Source organism: Streptomyces sp. NPDC002884 (assembly GCF_040295245.1).
In the GTDB taxonomy this organism is placed as follows: Bacteria; Actinomycetota; Actinomycetes; order Streptomycetales; family Streptomycetaceae; genus Streptomyces.
Genome location: NZ_JBEOVB010000026.1, coordinates 40,596 through 55,476, shown reverse-complemented (window position 1 = coordinate 55,476; position 14,881 = coordinate 40,596). Strand labels below are relative to the sequence as shown.

The window sequence follows — 14,881 nt, the reverse complement described above, 5'->3', positions numbered from 1 at the left end:
GACCGGCCATGAACCGAACCGACGACCGGCTGCTCCCGGTCCTGCTGATCTGCGCCCAGGCCGCCGTGTGGCCGGGCGCGGAGCTGGTGCGCGGTGCCGTTCCGCCCGCGTCCGCCCTGTTCGTGGCGGCCCTGGTGGCCGGCACGGTGACGGCCGCGCTCGCCCTGCGCCGCACCCGCCCGGTGGCGGCACTCGTCGTGGTCGCCGCGGCCTGCGCGCTGGGCGCGGGGCCGCTGCCGGTCGGGGCGACGGCGGTGCTCGGGACCGCGGGGGTCGCGGCGGCCCTGTTCACCGTGGCGGCCGAACGCGACACCTTCACCGCCGTGTTGTGCGGGACGGCGCTCGCCGCCTGGCAGTTGATCCAGAACATCAGCCTGCACGGGCTGAGCGACCGCGACGGACTCGACCTCGTCCTGACCGCACTGCTGTACGTGGCCGCGTGCGGCGCCGGGCTGCTGGTGCGGCGGACCCGACGCGTCCGCCGGGCGGCCGAACGGACGCTGAAGCGGGCCGAGGCCGAACGCCACCGGCTCCCGGAAGCCGAACGGCGCCGTATGGAAAGGGAGTTGCACGACGTCAGCGCTCATCATCTGACGGCCGTCGTGGTGACGGCGGGAGCGGCGCTCGGGTTGCGCGACCGCCGCCCCGAACTCGCCGACGAGGCGCTGGAGTTCGCGGCCGAGACCGGGCGCGAGGTCACCCGGGCGCTCGGCGCGGTGCGGGCGCCGACGCCCTCCCGGGAGGAACTGCCGTCGCCGGAGGAACGGTTGCGCGCTCTGGTGGCGGGGTTCCGCCGGCTGGACCAGCCGGTGGACTGCGAGATCGACGCCCTGCCGGACGGCCTGGTCGCGGACGCGGTGTACGGCATCGTGCGCGAGGCGCTGACCAACGTGGCACGCCACGCGCCCGGAGCGCACACGACCGTGCGGTGCCGGTACGGCGACAGCAGCACGGAGGTCGCGGTCACGAGCGCGGCGCCACCGGCCGGTTCGGCGGCGCACGGGGCGGACCTGGGCGGCGGCCGGGGCCAGGGCTTCCTGCGGTCCCGGGCCCGGGAGGCGGGCGGCAGGCTGACCAGCGGCCCGACGGCGGACGGCGGCTGGGAGGTGCGCGCGGCGCTGCCCGGCCGGACCGCGGCCGCGGCGGAACGGCCCCTGCCGCGGAACTACCGGGCGGCACAGCTGACGGCCGCCGCCGGCCTGGTCCTTCAGCCGCTGCTCCCCGTTCTGGTCATCCACGCGCGGCCCGTCCCGAACGGCACGCAGGTGTCCGCCGGTGTGCTCTTCGCCCTGCTGGCGGCGGCGCAGGCGGTCGCGCTGCTGTGGCTGCGCCGGGCGCCCCGCACCGCCCGGGGCGTCCTGCTCGGGCTGACCCCGCTCTGGCCGGTGGCGATGGCCGCGGGTGATTACACCGGCCCGGTCGTCCTGCCCCCCGCGCTGAGCATCCTCGCCACCTGCGCGGCGATCGCGGCGGACGCGGCGGACACGGCCCGCTCCGGTCCCGGTGTGTCCGCCGCCGAAAAGCGTCGCCGGGTGGCCCCGGTCCGGTGGTTCGCGGTGCCGGCCGTGGTCGTGCACGCGGCGGCCGCGGTGGTCGCCGTCCTGGGCCGGGGGACGTCGGTCCCCCTCTGGGCGCCGGTCGGGTGCGCGACGGCCGGGGCGGCCCTGGCGGTCGGCGCGGCCCGTCGGGCCGGGACCCTGTGGGGGCGGCGCGCCCGGGCCGCCCGGGGCGCCCGGGACGAACGGCTCGCCGCCTGGACCGAGGAGGCCGTCCGGGACGCGTGGGCCGAGCGCCGCCGGATCGCCGCCGGACTGGAGACCACCGTGCTGGCGCGTACCGCCGACATGGTCACGGAGGCGGAGGCGGGCCGGCTCGACGGGACCGCCGAACGCGCCCGCGAGGCCCTGGCCGCGATGCGCGCCCTGCTCGACACGGTCCGGCAGGGGGCGACGGGGCCCGAGCTGCACCCACAGCCCACCCTCCAGGCGCTCGATCTGCTCGCCCGCCAGTGCCGGGCCACCGGCCGCGAGGTGGAGATACGGTTGACCGACCGCGTGCCGGAGCGGCTGCCCACAGCGGTCGACCTGGCCGCCTACCATGCCGCCGAGACGGTACTGGCGGCCGGCGGCGACGAGCCCGCGTTGCTCGAACTCGACGCGGACGGCGCTACGTTGACTCTCACGGCCACGGGTGTGCCGCCCGCCGCCCGCCCCGCCGTACGGGAGCGGCTGGCGGCCCGGGTCGCGGCGCTCGGGGGCACCCTGATCGCCGGCCGGCCGGACACGGTCGGTCTCCGGCTGCCACTTACGCCGGTTCCGCAGCAGGGCGACGAGGAGAGGGAGCGATGAGCATCGGCGTGCTGGTCGTCGACGACCAGGGCATCGTGCGGGCGGGGTTCGCCGCCGTGATCGACGCCGAGGAGGACCTGACGGTCGTCGGTGAGGCCGCCGACGGCGTCGCCGCGGTGCGTCTGGCCGAGGAGCTGGCGCCGGACGTGGTCGTCATGGACGTCCGGATGCCCGAACTGGACGGCATCGCCGCCACCCGGATCATCACGGGCCGGGAGAACGCGCCCCGGGTGCTGGTGCTGACCACCTTCGACCTCGACGCGTACGTCTTCGACGCGCTGCGCGCCGGCGCCTCCGGATTCCTGCTCAAGGACGTGCACCCCGCCGAGCTGCTGCACGGCATCCGGGTGGTGGCGGCCGGTGAGAGCGTGCTCGCCCCCTCCGCGACCAGCCGTCTCATCGGCCACTACGCGTCCGCGGCGGGCCCCGGACAGCGGACGGCGGGCGGCTCCGGTGAGCTGGACAGCCTGACCGCCCGCGAACGGTACGTCCTCACGCTGATCGCGACGGGACTCAACAACGCGGAGGTCGCCGAGGAGCTCGGGATCACCGTGGGCACCGTCAAGTCCCATGTGAACGCGCTGCTGCGCAAGCTGGGTCTGCGCGACCGCGTACAGGCGACGATCCTCGCGTACGACCTCGGTCTCGCCCGTCCGAACCCGCCGGGCACCCACTTCTGACGGCCCTCCACCGGAACGTCCGGAACGTCGAAGCCCCCGAAGCCCCGAAGCCCCGAAGCCCCGAAGCCCCGAAGCCCCGAAGCCCCGAAGTCCCCTGAGCCCCCGACCACCGCGACGACCACCGCAACCGAGGAGTCCACCCCGTGACCGGTACCGGTTCCGGCCGAACCTTTCCCCGCCGTCTTCGTCACCGGCTGCGCCGAGGCCTGGGCCACGCGTTCGGCGACGTCTTCGCCCGTGTCTACCTGGCGCTCTGCGCGGTCCTGATGGTGTGGGCGACCGTGGTGACCGTCCGCGACAGCTCGGACGAGTCCATGGCGGGCGTCATCCCGCTGCTCGCCACCGCCCCGGCGAGCTTCGTGCTCATCGTGCTGCCGGACGGCGTCACGATGTTCGTCGTCGCCGTCGTGTTCGGCGCGCTGGTCAACGCCACGGTCATCGGCTGGTGCGCCCGCGCTCTGCGCCGCGGCGAGCGCCCGGACCCGACCCTCTGAGTTCAGCCGGAACCGGAACCGGCGCCGGACCCGGAGCCGTCCGAGGCCTCGTCCGCGGCGCGGCGGTACTCGGCGTTGATGCGCTGAGCCTCCTCGAGCTGGTCCTCGAGGATGACGATGCGGCAGGCGGCCTCGATGGGAGTGCCCTTGTCGACGAGCTCGCGGGCGCGGGCGGCGATCCGGAGCTGGTAGCGGGAGTACCGGCGGTGTCCGCCCTCCGAGCGCAGGGGTGTGATCAGCCGGGCCTCGCCGATGGCTCTGAGGAAGCCCGGAGTGGCGCCGAGCATCTCTGCTGCCCGGCCCATCGTGTACGCGGGATAGTCGTCGTCGTCCAGACGACCGCCGAGCGGGGTATCTGCTGTCATCTCACCTCGTTGTGCAACGCGTCGAGGGGCCCTGGTGCCGTACGGCACCAGGGCCCCGAGGGAAATTCAACACCATCGGCCGGCGGTCCTGCTGTGCCGACCTTCCGTTTTCGCTACCCGGGCCCGTCGTACGGGTGGGGGTGCGTGGATCGAGGCTGCGTGACCGGGGACCACCTTCCCATCCATGGCCTTGCGGTACCCGAACCCGGAGTCTTCCTCGGGCCGGGTGCTCCTGATGGCGTATGCCTTTCCGTCCTTCCTCTGGACCGACCACTGGCTGGTCGTGCGTATGCAAGAAACGTTACCCAAGCCGCATGGCAATGTCTACTCTGGCAAGAGTAGATTTCAGTTCTTCGAGGGTGCAGATACCGTGCGTGCCCGCACAACGCCGAAAAGGGCCCCGCCGACGTGTGTCGGCAGGGCCCTTCTCGGTGCTTCCGGTTCTTCGGCCGGTCAGGCCTCCCAGGCCCCGGGGGCGCCGAGCAGCGCCGAGGCGCTCTGGAGCGGCGTCAGGTCCTGTACGGGCGCGGCGGGGTTCTCGTGGCAGGTGAAGCCGAGGCGGACCATGGCCCGGACGACCTCGCCACCGGTGAAGTCACGGCGGTCCTGGCGGGTGATGATCTCCCCGACCTGCTTGACGGGGTACCGGCGGCGGCCGATGGTCACGGACTCACCCGTGACGGGCTCGGGCGTGATGCCCTTCATCGAGTCCATGACGCCGTCCTTGGTGATGTCGAACGGGTACCGGGCGATGACACAGCGCATGGATGCCTCACAGAGAGAAGGAGCAGGGCCTCGACGCGGGCCGGACCGGCGCGTCGAGCACGTCCCGCAGGCGGAGTCGGTCCGTGTACGTGGCGGTGGCGCGCAGAACGGCCAGCCGGGCCCGGGTGACCGAGCCCGTGCACTGGTCGTCCGCGTCGCAGAGGAGCAGGTGGTCGACCCGGGCACCGGCCATGACGGACAGGGCGACCTCGACGGTCATGTCGTCACGGACCCGCAGCCCGGACTCGTCATGATGCCGTGAGGTCCGCACCGTATGCGTCTGGACCGATGTCACGTGTGCCTCCTGCGGAATGGGTGAGCCTTTCTGCGGCGTGATGCGGGCCGGACCTCAGGCCGCCGGGTTGACCGCGGGCCGGTTCCGGCCCGGCCGCCCGCGACGGCCCCGGGACGAGGACGACCGGGACGAGGCGGACGGAGACGAAGGGGACGAGGACGACGACGCGCGGCGACGCGGGACGGCCGCGACCGGCGCGGTGATGACGACCGGGACACCGGAGGGCGTCCGGGCGCCCGTGACGCGGCTCAGCTCCTCCTCGCCCGAGCGGACCTGGGTGATCTGCGGGGTGATGCCGGCCGAGACCATCAGCCGGCTCATGCCGCGCCGCTGATCGGGGGTCACCAGGGTCACCACGCTGCCGGACTCGCCGGCCCGTGCGGTACGGCCGCCGCGGTGCAGGTAGTCCTTGGGGTCGCTCGGCGGGTCGACGTTGACGACCAGGTCGAGGTTGTCGACGTGGATGCCGCGGGCCGCGACGTTGGTCGCGACCAGCACCGTGACGTGACCGTCCTTGAACTGGGCCAGCGTCCGGGTGCGCTGCGGCTGGGACCGCCCGCCGTGCAGGGCCGCGGCGCGGACGCCGTTCTGCAGCAGGTGCTTGGTCAGCTGGTCCACCGCGTGCTTGGTGTCCAGGAACATGATCACCCGGCCGTCCCGGGCCGCGATCTCGGTGGTCGCCCGCTGCTTGTCCGCGCCGTGCACGTGGAGCACGTGGTGTTCCATCGTGGTGACGGCGCCGGCGACCGGATCGACGGAGTGGACCACCGGGTCGACCAGATAGCGGCGGACCAGCAGGTCCACGTTGCGGTCCAGGGTGGCCGAGAAGAGCATCCGCTGGCCGTCGGCCCGCACCTGGTCGAGGAGCGCGGTGACCTGGGGCATGAAGCCCATGTCGGCCATCTGGTCGGCCTCGTCGAGGACCGTGATGTCGACGGCGTCCAGCCGGCAGGCGCCCCGGTCGATCAGGTCCTTGAGCCGGCCCGGCGTGGCGACGACGACCTCCGCGCCGTTGCGCAGCGCGCCGGCCTGCCTGCCGATCGACATCCCGCCGACCACGGTGGCGAGTCGCAGTCCCACGGAGCGGGCGTACGGCGAGAGCGCGTCGGTGACCTGCTGGGCGAGTTCGCGGGTGGGTACGAGGACCAGCGCGAGCGGCTGTCGCGGTTCGGCACGCCGGCCTGCCGTACGGGCCAGCAGGGCGAGTCCGAAGGCGAGGGTCTTGCCCGAGCCGGTACGGCCGCGGCCGAGTACGTCACGGCCCGCGAGCGAGTTCGGCAGGGTCGCCGCCTGGATCGGGAACGGTATGGCCACGCCCTCGTGGCCCAGCGCGGCGAGCAGTCGCTCCGGCATGGCCAGCTCGGCGAACGACTCGACGGCGGGCAGCGCGGGGGTGATCGTCTTCGGCAACGCGAACTCGCCCTGGGGCGAGATCCGTCGGCGTCCGCCGCCGTCGTTGCCGCGGCGCGGGGCGCCGGAGCGGTCGGGGCGGGAGCGGTGATCGGCGAAGCGGTCGTTCCTGCGGGTGTGCGTGCGTGCGTGGTTCATACGAACCTTCCTTGATGCGTCGGGCGCGTATCAAGGAATTCCCGCGGCAGGTGTGCGGCGCTGAGAATCGCGAGAACGGGCCAAAGGCGATGGCGTCGAATCGGGTCGACGGCGTCGAATCAGGTCGACGGCGAAAAATGCGCCGCGGGGTTTATCCGCGGGAAAGCAGCGAGCTGGGGCCCGCACCCCTAGGTGCGGGCCCCAGCTGCGAAATTATTGTGTCCGCGCTGCGTGGGTGTCAGGCGGGGACGATGTTCTCGGCCGTCGGGCCCTTCTGGCCCTGGGCGATGTCGAACGTCACCTTCTGGCCCTCCTGCAGCTCGCGGAAGCCCTGGGCGGCGATGTTCGAGTAGTGGGCGAAGACGTCGGGGCCGCCGCCGTCCTGCTCGATGAAGCCGAAGCCCTTTTCCGCGTTGAACCACTTCACGGTGCCAGCAGCCATTTTGAATCTCCTTCGGGAACGGTGTCGGAATCCACCCTGTGCGGATCCCGGTCGCCGTGATGATCACCCCGTCGGAAAAACCTTCTGGAGACCACAACTGCAACTGGTAAAGACAGTAGCATGCCGCGATCGACGGTGCGTGACCGATAATTACGCTCCGTCTGTCGGCCGAGAAATACTCATCGCGTGTCCCGTCCATTTCTCACTCTGCGACAACAGATAATGCCCCACCGGGACCGCCGGGCCCTGGTGTGGCGCGGCGGCCGGAGCCGCCGCGCCACAGGTGCGGTGTCGCGGTGTTGAGGGGATGCGGTGTTGCGGGGGTGCCGGATCAGGTCACGCTGCACGTGACCGTCGGCCAGGTCCAGGAGCCGTTGGTCTGGACGGTGACACCCCAGTTGTTGCCGCTGCCGTTGGGCTTGGCGGTGAGTACCTGGGCGCTGGGGTAGCCGGCGCTGATGTTCCAGGTGGCGATGATCTTCTCGGGGGAGGGGACGTTCATCGTGACGGTCCAGTTGCTCGACCCGGTGACCGTGACGTTGAGGTTGTAGCGGTCGCTCCACTGCTGGCCCGCGGACAGGGTCGCGGTGCAGCTGCCGGTGCCGCCGCCACCGCCGCCGCTGTCGTCGGGGGCCACGGCCCGGCCGGTCTGCGCGGAGATCCTGCCGGCGCACAGGCCGCGTGCGGCCAGGCCCTGAGCGATGCGCGGGATCGCCGCGAGGGTGTTGGCGGGCCAGTCGTGCATGAGGATGACCTGGCCGTTGGTGAGCCGGCCTGCGGCCTGCACGATCGCGTCGGTGCTCGCGCTGTTCCAGTCCTGAGAGTCGACGTCCCAGATGATCTCGGTCAGACCGTACTTGGCCTCGACCGCCTTCACGGTCGCGTTGGTCTCGCCGTACGGCGGGCGGAACAGCACCGGGGTGCCGCCGCCCGCGCCGGCGACGGCCGCCTGGGTCCGGGAGATCTCCGAGTCGATCTGCGACTGGCCGAGCTGGGTCAGATGCGGGTGCGTGTAGCTGTGGTTGCCGACCCACATACCGGCGTTCACCTGGGCCCGGACCAGGGACGGGTTGGCGGCGGCGTACTGGCCCTGGTTGAACATCGTGGCCCGCAGCCCGTTCTGCGTGAGGGCGTTGAGCAGGGCCGTCGTGGTGCCGCCCGGGCCGTCGTCGAAGGTGAGCCCGACGTACCCGTTGCACGTGGCGGCCTCTGCCGGGGCTGCGGCGGCCTGGACGGTGAGGGTGCACGCGGCGGCCGTCGCGACGACCACCAGCCTGGTGACCAGGGCGCGTAAGGACGGATGTGGTCTGGTGCTCATACGGGTGCTCCTCCAGCCTGGGGCGGGGTGTGGGGGTCAGCTCGCGGCGCAGGAGACCGTCGGCCAGGTCCAGTTGCCGTTGGGCTGGACGGTGACGCCGAAGTTGTTGCCGCTGCCGTTGGGTTTGGCGGTCAGCACCTGGGCGCTGGGATAGGTGGCGCTGATGTTCCAGGTGGACAGGACCTTCGCCGGGGAGGGGACGTTCATGGTCACCGTCCAGTTGCTGGAGCCGGTGACCGCGACGTTGAGGTTGTAGCGGTCGCTCCACTGCTGGCCCGCGGACAGGGTCGCGGTGCAGCTGCCGGTGCCACCGCCACCGCCGCCGCCCGAACCGGTGCCGTCCACCGTGATGTTGGAGTTGCCGCTGCTCTGGTATCCCTCGGTGGCGAGGATCATGTAGTAGCTGAAGCTGCCCAGGGGCATTCCGGCGCGGGCCCAGGCGTCGAAGTGGTTTCCGGTGGTGATGGTGCCGCCGGTCCTCTTCGACTGCCGGACGCTCCAGTACTGGTCGAAGGTGCGGGTGCCCTCGACGGAGGGGGCGTTGGTCCGCGTCGTCTTGTAGATGTCGTACGTGCCGCCGTCGCTGGTGACGGTTCCCTTGAACGTGCCCGTGGGCCGGTAGGTGCCCCAGTTGTCGACGATGTAGTACTCCACGAGCGGGTTCGAGGTCCATCCGTAGAGGGCCAGGTAGGCGTTGCCGGACGGGTTGAAGGTGCCCGAGTAGGTGACGCTCCGGCGCCCGCCGTTGCTCCAGCCCTTGCCGGCGACGAAGTTCCCGGTGTTGCTCCACGAGGTGCTGTACTTGCCGCCGGAGCCCAGGTTCATGGAGACCGTGCCCTGCGAGTCGGTCCAGAACGAGTAGTAGTAGCCGTTGTCGGTGCCGGTCTGGTTCGTGGTGACGACCGTGTCGGCGTGCGCGGTGCCGGGCAGGGTGAGCGCGGCCACGGCGACCAGCAGCATGGTGCAGACACCGCTGATGAGCAGCCTGAGTCGCTGTGCGGGTGCGGTTTTCATATGCGTGCTTCCTCCTCGTCCTTACGGCCGATGACGGCGTCAGTGTTGGCCGGGGCACGACAACTGTCAATACTTTCGGTTTTCACTTCGAAACATTCGAAGCGGGTCGAGGGCGTGTGTGGCGACATCCATGCTGTTCAGGAGCTGTATTGGCTCGAATTCATCTCTTCGCCTGAGCAAGATCGGTAAAGTCAAGATCAAGTGACTAGGAGACAACTCTTCGAATGTTTCGGAACTTCACCGATCTTTCCGGCTCCACGTGGTGCCGGAAGCGGTGCCGTGGAGGGAGCCGAAAGCGGGGCCTTCGGAGGCCGGGCGGAGGCTAGGCTCGCCCCTGTGTTCGAGGCGACGGCGTCATCACTGTCATCACTGGTGGACGGCGCGCGGGCCGTCGTGACGCGGTGGAGCGCGCGGGGGGTGCTGCTGCGGGACGGAGTTCTCACCTTCGCCCTCGCGCCGGTGATGTTCGCACCGGTGACCGCCCCCGTCGGCGCGGAGTTCGGCGATCTGACGCAGCGTCCGTACGACGGGCCGGGTCTCCTGGTGGCGGCGGCCCTGTGGCTGCCGCTGGTGCTGCGACGGCGGTGGCCCGGAGTGTGCCTCGCGCTGATCGCGGGAGCGTGCGCGATCCATGAACTGGCGGGCTATCCGAAGACGTTCGCGAGCGTGGGCCTGTACGTCGCCCTGTACAGCGCGGGCGCCCACGGCGAGCGCGCGGGCGGCGTACGCCTCGGTGTGCGGGCGGCCGTCGCGACCGGGCTGTTCGCGCTGTTCGCGATCGGACTGCACGGCAGGGGCTCACCGCAGGGGGTGTCCGACTTCGTCCTCATCCACCTCGTACTCGTGGCGTGCTGGGCCCTGGGCAGATCGGTCCGGTCCCGGCGGGCCGCGGAGGAGGAGCGGCGGCGCATCGGTGCGGAGATGGCGACGGCCCGGGAACGGGCCCGGATCGCCCGGGAGTTGCACGACGTGGTGACCCACCATGTCACCGCGATGGTGGTGCAGGCGGACGCGGCGCAGTTCCTGCTCGCCGACGCGCCGGACCGGGTGGCCGTCGGGCTCGGTGCGATCAGCGACTCCGGCCGGCACGCCCTGACCGATCTCCAGCATCTGCTCGGCGTACTGAAGGCGTCCGACGGCAGGACCGGCGACCCGGCACCCGGCGAGGCGTCGCACGGGGCGTCGTACGAGGCGTCTCACGAGGCGGGGCGGGGGCCGGGGGTGGGCGGGCCGGCGGGTCTGGGCGGCCTGGTCGGGCAGGTCCGGGCGGCGGGCCAGCCGGTGGAGTTCACGGAGCGGGGAGAGCGACGGCCGCTGCCCTCGGCCCTGGAGCTGGCCGTGTACCGCGTGGTGCAGGAGGCGCTGACCAACGCGCTGCGACACGCGCCGGGCCACGGGACGCTCGTCCGGGTCCACCACGGCGACGACGCGATCGAGGTCGAGGTGACCACCGAAGCGGCGCCCGCGGTGCCGACCGTCCCCGCGCCCAGGCCGCTCGGCGGCGGAGGCGGCCACGGACTGGACGGACTGCGCGAGCGGGTGAGCGTGTTCGGCGGCGAACTGCACGCCGGCCCCCTGCCGGACGGCGGCTTCGGCGTCCGCGCCCGCATCCCCGCTCCCGCCCCCACCCCCGCCCCCACCGGGAGGCACGCGTGAGCGGCGACGGCACCGGCGACGGGGCGCCCGTCCGCGTCCTGGTCTGCGAGGACCAGGAACTCGTGCGCACCGGCTACGTCACCATCTTCACCGCGCACCCCGGCATCGAGGTCGTGGGAGAGGCCGCCGACGGCCGCGCGGCGGTCGAGGCCGCGCGAGCGCTGCGCCCGGACGTGGTGGTGATGGACATCCGGATGCCCCTCCTGGACGGGATCGAGGCCACCCGGCTGCTGGCCGGGCCCGGCGTCGCCGACCCGGTCAGGATCCTGGTCGTCACCACCTTCAACCTCGACGAGTACGTGTACGAGGCGCTGCGGGCCGGCGCGAGCGGGTTCCTGCTCAAGGACTCACCGCCCCGCGACCTCGTGCAGGGGATCCGCACGATCGCCGCGGGCGAGTCCCTGCTGGCGCCGGCCGTCACCCGGCGACTCGTCGGCAGGTTCGCCGACCGGATCCGCCCGGACGCCCGCGGGTCCGCCCTCCCGGAGGCGCTGTCGGTCCTGGCTCCCCGCGAGACCGAGGTGCTGAGACTCATCGCCGAGGGGCTGTCGAACGCCGAGATAGCCGAGCGCCTGGTCCTCAGCCGCGAGACGGTCAAGACGTACGTGTCCCGCATCCTCACCAAGCTCGACCTGCGCGACCGCGTGCAGGCGGTGGTCCTCGCCCACCGGGTGGGCCTGGTCGGCGTCCCCGACTGACGGGGCCGTTGTCCCCCGGGAGAGCTACACGCGACTGTCCACCACAGGGCGATGAGCTACGGGGCCCCGCGCTCGTAGCGTTCCTGCCGACGCGGCGGTGATGGGACCGCCGCCGGGCAGGGGAGGAACGTCATGCCGCTGAAGAGCGCGCGCCCGTTGAAGAGCACGCTGAAGTACATGCCGAACGGCTCGAAGGACCTGTTCTCGCAGGAGCCGTTCGTCGTCGCGCGGCGGGTGCGTCCGGCGGGGGTACGGCTGGTGGCGATGCTGGTGCTGTTCGTGGCGGTGACGGCGCTCGCGGCCGGGGCGAGGGCCGTGGCGGGGGACAACCCGGTCCTGTCCCTGCTGTTCGGCGCGGCCGTCGTGGTGCTCGCGCTGACGAGCTACGCGGCGGTCGTACGGGTCCTGGAACAGCGGCCGGTGTCCGAGCTGGACATGACGACGGCGGTCTCCGGACTGCGCACCGGCACCCTCGTCGGCCTCGGCCTGTTCATCGCGACGATCGCGATCATCGCCCTGTTCGGCGGGTACGGCACGGAGGGCGGGGTGTCCGTGGGCGGGGTGCTGACCTACCTCGGGATGATGGCGGGCGTCGCCGTCACCGAGGAGCTCCTCTTCCGCGGCATCGTCTTCCGGCTGCTGGAGGAACTCACGGGCACCCGGGGCGCGTTGGCGATCTCGGCGCTGTTGTTCGGTGCCCTGCATCTCCTCAACACCGGTGCCACCGTGTGGGGCGCGCTGGCCATCGCCGTCGAGGGCGGCCTGCTGACCGGCGCCGCCTACGTCGCCACCCGCAGCCTCTGGCTCCCGATCGGTGTCCACTTCGGCTGGAACTTCGCCGAGAGCGGCCTCTTCGGCACCACGGTCTCCGGCAACGAGGACGCCCCGGCGGGCCTGGTGCACGGTGTGCTGTCGGGCCCCGACGCGCTCACCGGGGGCGCCTTCGGTCCGGAGGCCGGTATCGCCGCCATCCTCGTCTGCGCGGTCCCCACGGTCGTGTTCCTGCGCGCGGCCGGCCGGCGTGGCCACTTCCGCGCCCGGCGCCGCTCCACCTCGACGCCCGCCACGCCCCCGGCCTCCTGAACGCCGGACGCCCGCACCGGCGCCGCATCGCCCCGGACGTCTCTCAGACCCGTCCGCGCGACTGCGCGGAGCGGCGTGTCAGCGAGTCGAAGACCACCGCGGTGAACAGCACCCCACCCGTGATCATGAACTGGACCGGGGGCTGGACCCCCACCAGCGCCATGCCCGAGCCGATCGACTGGATGATGAGCACCCCCAGCAGCGCGGACCAGGTCGAGCCGCGTCCGCCGAACAGGCTGGTGCCGCCGATGACGGCCGCGGCGATGGCGTTGATCAGCAGCACACCGGAGCCGGAGATCTGGCTCGCCGAGGTGAGCCGCGACGCGATGAACAGGCCGCCCACCGCGGCCAGGGTCCCCGACACCATGAACACCGAGATCCGCACGCGCGCCACGTCGACGCCGGAGCGCCGGGCCGCCTCCGCCCCGCCGCCCAGCGCGAGGACCTGCCGGCCGTAGGGGGTGCGGCGCAGCAGGAGGTCCGAGGCGACGACGACCGCCAGGAAGATCAGCAGCGCCAGCGGCAGTCCCTCGAAGCGGCCCAGCACGTAGACGACGGAGAACGCGGCCAGCGCGAGCAGCGCCGTTCGCGCCCAGATCACGCCCGTCGGCCGGCAGGGCATCCCGGCGGCGGCGCGGCGCCGGTGGTCGTGGAGGGCGACGAGGAGGTAGGCGGCCGTGCAGAGTGCCGCCAGACCGTAGACGGCGACGGCGGAGTCGAAGTAGCGGCTGGTCAGCGTGGCGACCAACCCGTCCTCGCTGAAGTTGATGGAGCTGTCGGGACCCAGCAGGTAGAGCATCACGCCGTTCCAGACCAGCAGACCCGCGAGGGTCACGACGAACGCGGGTACGCCGATCCTGGCGAAGGAGAACCCGTGGACGGCCCCGGCGGCCGTGCCGCACATCACCGCGACGAGCACGGCGAGCCACTCCGGCATCCCGAGGTTCACGTTCAGCGACGCGAACACGGCGCCCGCCAGGCCGGCGAGCGAGCCCACCGCCAGGTCGATCTCGCCGATCAGCAGGACGAAGACGATGCCGACGGCGACCATGCCGGTCCCGACGATGTCCACGCTCAGGACGGACAGGTTGCGCGGCGAGAGGAAGTTGTCGTTGAGGGCCTGGAAGACGATCCAGGTCACGGCGAGGGCGAGCAGGACCGGGACGGGGCCGAGCCCGCCTTCACGCAGCCTGCGGCGCACCGCGTCGGCGGGGGCGCCGAGAGGTCCCGCAGGGGCCTTGAGACGTCCGGCGTACGCGCCGAGACGTCCGGCGTACCCCCGGTGACCGTCGTCCTCCCGGCCGGTGCCGGGCGCGGCCTCGGCGGGGGGTGCGGCATCAGCATCGGTGCCGGCTGTGGCGTCGGCGGTGTGGGTCCGGTTCCTCCTCCCCCTCAGGGCCATGCTTCCTCCGGGCGGGTCGTGCGGTGCGCCACGGCGTTGTCCGACGCCCCGGTGATGGAGGAGATGATCTGTTCCTGCGAGGTGGTGTTCACGTCGAAGAAGCCGTTGTTGCGGCCGAGGCGCAGGACGGCGACCCGGTCGGCGACGGCCTTGATGTCCCCCATGTTGTGGCTGATGAGAAGCACTCCGAGGCCCTGGTCACGCAGCTCCTCGATGAGGTCGAGGAGCTGGCTGGTCTGCTCGATGCCCAGGGAGGCGGTGGGCTCGTCGAGCAGGACGAGCCGGGGCTCGCCGAGGAACGAGCGGGTGATCGCGACGACCTGCCGCTGGCCTCCGGAGAGCGTGGCGAGCGGCACGCGCACGTCGGGGATGCGGATGGACAGGGTCTTGAGCAGCTCACGCGTGCGGCGCTCCATCTCCACCTCGTCGAGGATGCCGAACCGGTGGATCTCCCGGCCGAGGAAGAGGTTGGCGACGACATCGAGATTGCCGCACATCGCGAGGTCCTGGTAGACGGTCGCGATCCCCAGCACCTGGGCGTCCTGTGGACGCCTGATCTGGACGGCACTGCCCTGCCACTCGATGACGCCCCTGTCGGCGGGACCGACTCCCGAGATCACCTTGACCAGGGTGGACTTACCGGCGGCGTTGTCGCCCATCAGGGCGACCACCTCCCCGGCCCTGATCTCCAGCTCGACGTCCGCCAGTGCCTGCACGGCGGCGAACCGCTTGGAGACGCCGCGCAACGTCAGCAGGGGCTGAACCGGCACGGG

General features: G+C 72.2%; 15 protein-coding genes. 6 read left to right on the top strand and 9 right to left on the bottom strand.

What is annotated here, in order from left to right:
• The first annotated feature begins 8 nt into the window (after positions 1-8).
• The 3 genes from ABT070_RS34390 to ABT070_RS34380 all read left to right on the top strand — a co-directional run bounded on the left by ABT070_RS34390 (position 9) and on the right by ABT070_RS34380 (position 3,522).
• Positions 9-2,348 carry a sensor histidine kinase gene (locus ABT070_RS34390; RefSeq protein ID WP_351766523.1) on the top strand — a complete coding sequence of 780 codons (2,340 nt, stop codon included), beginning with the start codon at positions 9-11 and terminating at the stop codon, positions 2,346-2,348.
• Positions 2,345-3,028 (top strand): response regulator, encoded by a 684-nt coding sequence (locus tag ABT070_RS34385; protein WP_351766521.1) that lies wholly within the window; start codon positions 2,345-2,347, stop codon positions 3,026-3,028. Before ABT070_RS34390 ends, ABT070_RS34385 begins: the two co-directional genes overlap by 4 nt.
• 143 nt (positions 3,029-3,171) lie before the next feature.
• The gene (locus ABT070_RS34380; protein WP_351766519.1) at positions 3,172-3,522 is read left to right on the top strand and encodes an SCO4225 family membrane protein; all 351 of its coding nucleotides are present in this window, start codon (positions 3,172-3,174) and stop codon (positions 3,520-3,522) included.
• A 2-nt stretch (positions 3,523-3,524) separates the two neighbouring features.
• Here the strand turns inward: ABT070_RS34380 and ABT070_RS34375 are convergent, their stop codons facing one another.
• From ABT070_RS34375 to xynA, 7 genes are all read right to left on the bottom strand, one after another.
• A complete protein-coding gene (locus ABT070_RS34375) occupies positions 3,525-3,887 on the bottom strand; it encodes a MerR family transcriptional regulator (protein WP_351766517.1) in 363 nt (120 codons plus the stop codon).
• Positions 3,888-4,340: 453 nt separating this feature from the next.
• A complete protein-coding gene (locus ABT070_RS34370) occupies positions 4,341-4,652 on the bottom strand; it encodes an SCO5918 family protein (protein WP_351766516.1) in 312 nt (103 codons plus the stop codon).
• A 7-nt stretch (positions 4,653-4,659) separates the two neighbouring features.
• Positions 4,660-4,947, bottom strand: coding sequence for a CBS domain-containing protein (locus tag ABT070_RS34365; RefSeq protein WP_451102307.1), 288 nt, complete (start codon positions 4,945-4,947; stop codon positions 4,660-4,662).
• Positions 4,948-5,001: 54 nt separating this feature from the next.
• On the bottom strand, positions 5,002-6,495 hold the full coding sequence (locus ABT070_RS34360; RefSeq protein ID WP_351766515.1) for a DEAD/DEAH box helicase: 1,494 nt from the start codon (positions 6,493-6,495) through the stop codon (positions 5,002-5,004).
• Between the two features lie 238 nt (positions 6,496-6,733).
• Positions 6,734-6,937, bottom strand: a complete 204-nt coding sequence (locus tag ABT070_RS34355; protein WP_020133169.1) for a cold-shock protein — start codon at positions 6,935-6,937, stop codon at positions 6,734-6,736.
• A gap of 331 nt (positions 6,938-7,268) precedes the next feature.
• Positions 7,269-8,255: a polysaccharide deacetylase family protein gene (locus ABT070_RS34350; RefSeq protein WP_351766514.1), complete on the bottom strand. Its 987-nt coding sequence runs from the start codon at positions 8,253-8,255 to the stop codon at positions 7,269-7,271.
• Positions 8,256-8,291: 36 nt separating this feature from the next.
• Positions 8,292-9,269: an endo-1,4-beta-xylanase XynA gene (xynA, locus tag ABT070_RS34345; RefSeq protein ID WP_451102310.1), complete on the bottom strand. Its 978-nt coding sequence runs from the start codon at positions 9,267-9,269 to the stop codon at positions 8,292-8,294.
• Positions 9,270-9,605: 336 nt separating this feature from the next.
• On the opposite strand from xynA, the gene ABT070_RS34340 reads away from it, so the two are divergent.
• From ABT070_RS34340 to ABT070_RS34330, 3 genes are all read left to right on the top strand, one after another.
• Positions 9,606-10,925, top strand: coding sequence for a sensor histidine kinase (locus tag ABT070_RS34340; RefSeq protein WP_351766513.1), 1,320 nt, complete (start codon positions 9,606-9,608; stop codon positions 10,923-10,925).
• Complete coding sequence (locus ABT070_RS34335; protein WP_351766512.1) at positions 10,922-11,623, top strand: response regulator; 702 nt, start codon at positions 10,922-10,924, stop codon at positions 11,621-11,623. Before ABT070_RS34340 ends, ABT070_RS34335 begins: the two co-directional genes overlap by 4 nt.
• Positions 11,624-11,755: 132 nt before the next feature.
• Positions 11,756-12,706 (top strand): CPBP family intramembrane glutamic endopeptidase, encoded by a 951-nt coding sequence (locus ABT070_RS34330; protein ID WP_351766510.1) that lies wholly within the window; start codon positions 11,756-11,758, stop codon positions 12,704-12,706.
• A gap of 43 nt (positions 12,707-12,749) precedes the next feature.
• Here ABT070_RS34330 and ABT070_RS34325 read toward each other — a convergent pair whose 3' ends face one another.
• A complete protein-coding gene (locus ABT070_RS34325; RefSeq protein ID WP_351766508.1) occupies positions 12,750-14,108 on the bottom strand; it encodes a sugar ABC transporter permease in 1,359 nt (452 codons plus the stop codon).
• Positions 14,099-14,878: an ATP-binding cassette domain-containing protein gene (locus ABT070_RS34320; RefSeq protein WP_351766507.1), complete on the bottom strand. Its 780-nt coding sequence runs from the start codon at positions 14,876-14,878 to the stop codon at positions 14,099-14,101. The genes ABT070_RS34325 and ABT070_RS34320 overlap by 10 nt, the downstream gene beginning before the upstream one ends.
• Between the last annotated feature and the right edge of the window lie 3 nt (positions 14,879-14,881).

What these genes read in the sequence shown, in the direction of transcription:
- ABT070_RS34385 (WP_351766521.1), top strand. Translation starts at nt 2,345, where the DNA reads ATGAGCATCGGCGTGCTGGTCGTCGACGACCAGGGCATCGTGCGGGCG.
- ABT070_RS34370 (WP_351766516.1), bottom strand. Translation starts at nt 4,652, where the DNA reads ATGCGCTGTGTCATCGCCCGGTACCCGTTCGACATCACCAAGGACGGC.
- ABT070_RS34355 (WP_020133169.1), bottom strand. Translation starts at nt 6,937, where the DNA reads ATGGCTGCTGGCACCGTGAAGTGGTTCAACGCGGAAAAGGGCTTCGGC.
- ABT070_RS34325 (WP_351766508.1), bottom strand. Translation starts at nt 14,108, where the DNA reads ATGGCCCTGAGGGGGAGGAGGAACCGGACCCACACCGCCGACGCCACA.
- ABT070_RS34375 (WP_351766517.1), bottom strand. Translation starts at nt 3,887, where the DNA reads ATGACAGCAGATACCCCGCTCGGCGGTCGTCTGGACGACGACGACTAT.
- ABT070_RS34350 (WP_351766514.1), bottom strand. Translation starts at nt 8,255, where the DNA reads ATGAGCACCAGACCACATCCGTCCTTACGCGCCCTGGTCACCAGGCTG.
- ABT070_RS34330 (WP_351766510.1), top strand. Translation starts at nt 11,756, where the DNA reads ATGCCGCTGAAGAGCGCGCGCCCGTTGAAGAGCACGCTGAAGTACATG.
- ABT070_RS34360 (WP_351766515.1), bottom strand. Translation starts at nt 6,495, where the DNA reads ATGAACCACGCACGCACGCACACCCGCAGGAACGACCGCTTCGCCGAT.
- ABT070_RS34390 (WP_351766523.1), top strand. Translation starts at nt 9, where the DNA reads ATGAACCGAACCGACGACCGGCTGCTCCCGGTCCTGCTGATCTGCGCC.
- xynA (WP_451102310.1), bottom strand. Translation starts at nt 9,269, where the DNA reads ATGAAAACCGCACCCGCACAGCGACTCAGGCTGCTCATCAGCGGTGTC.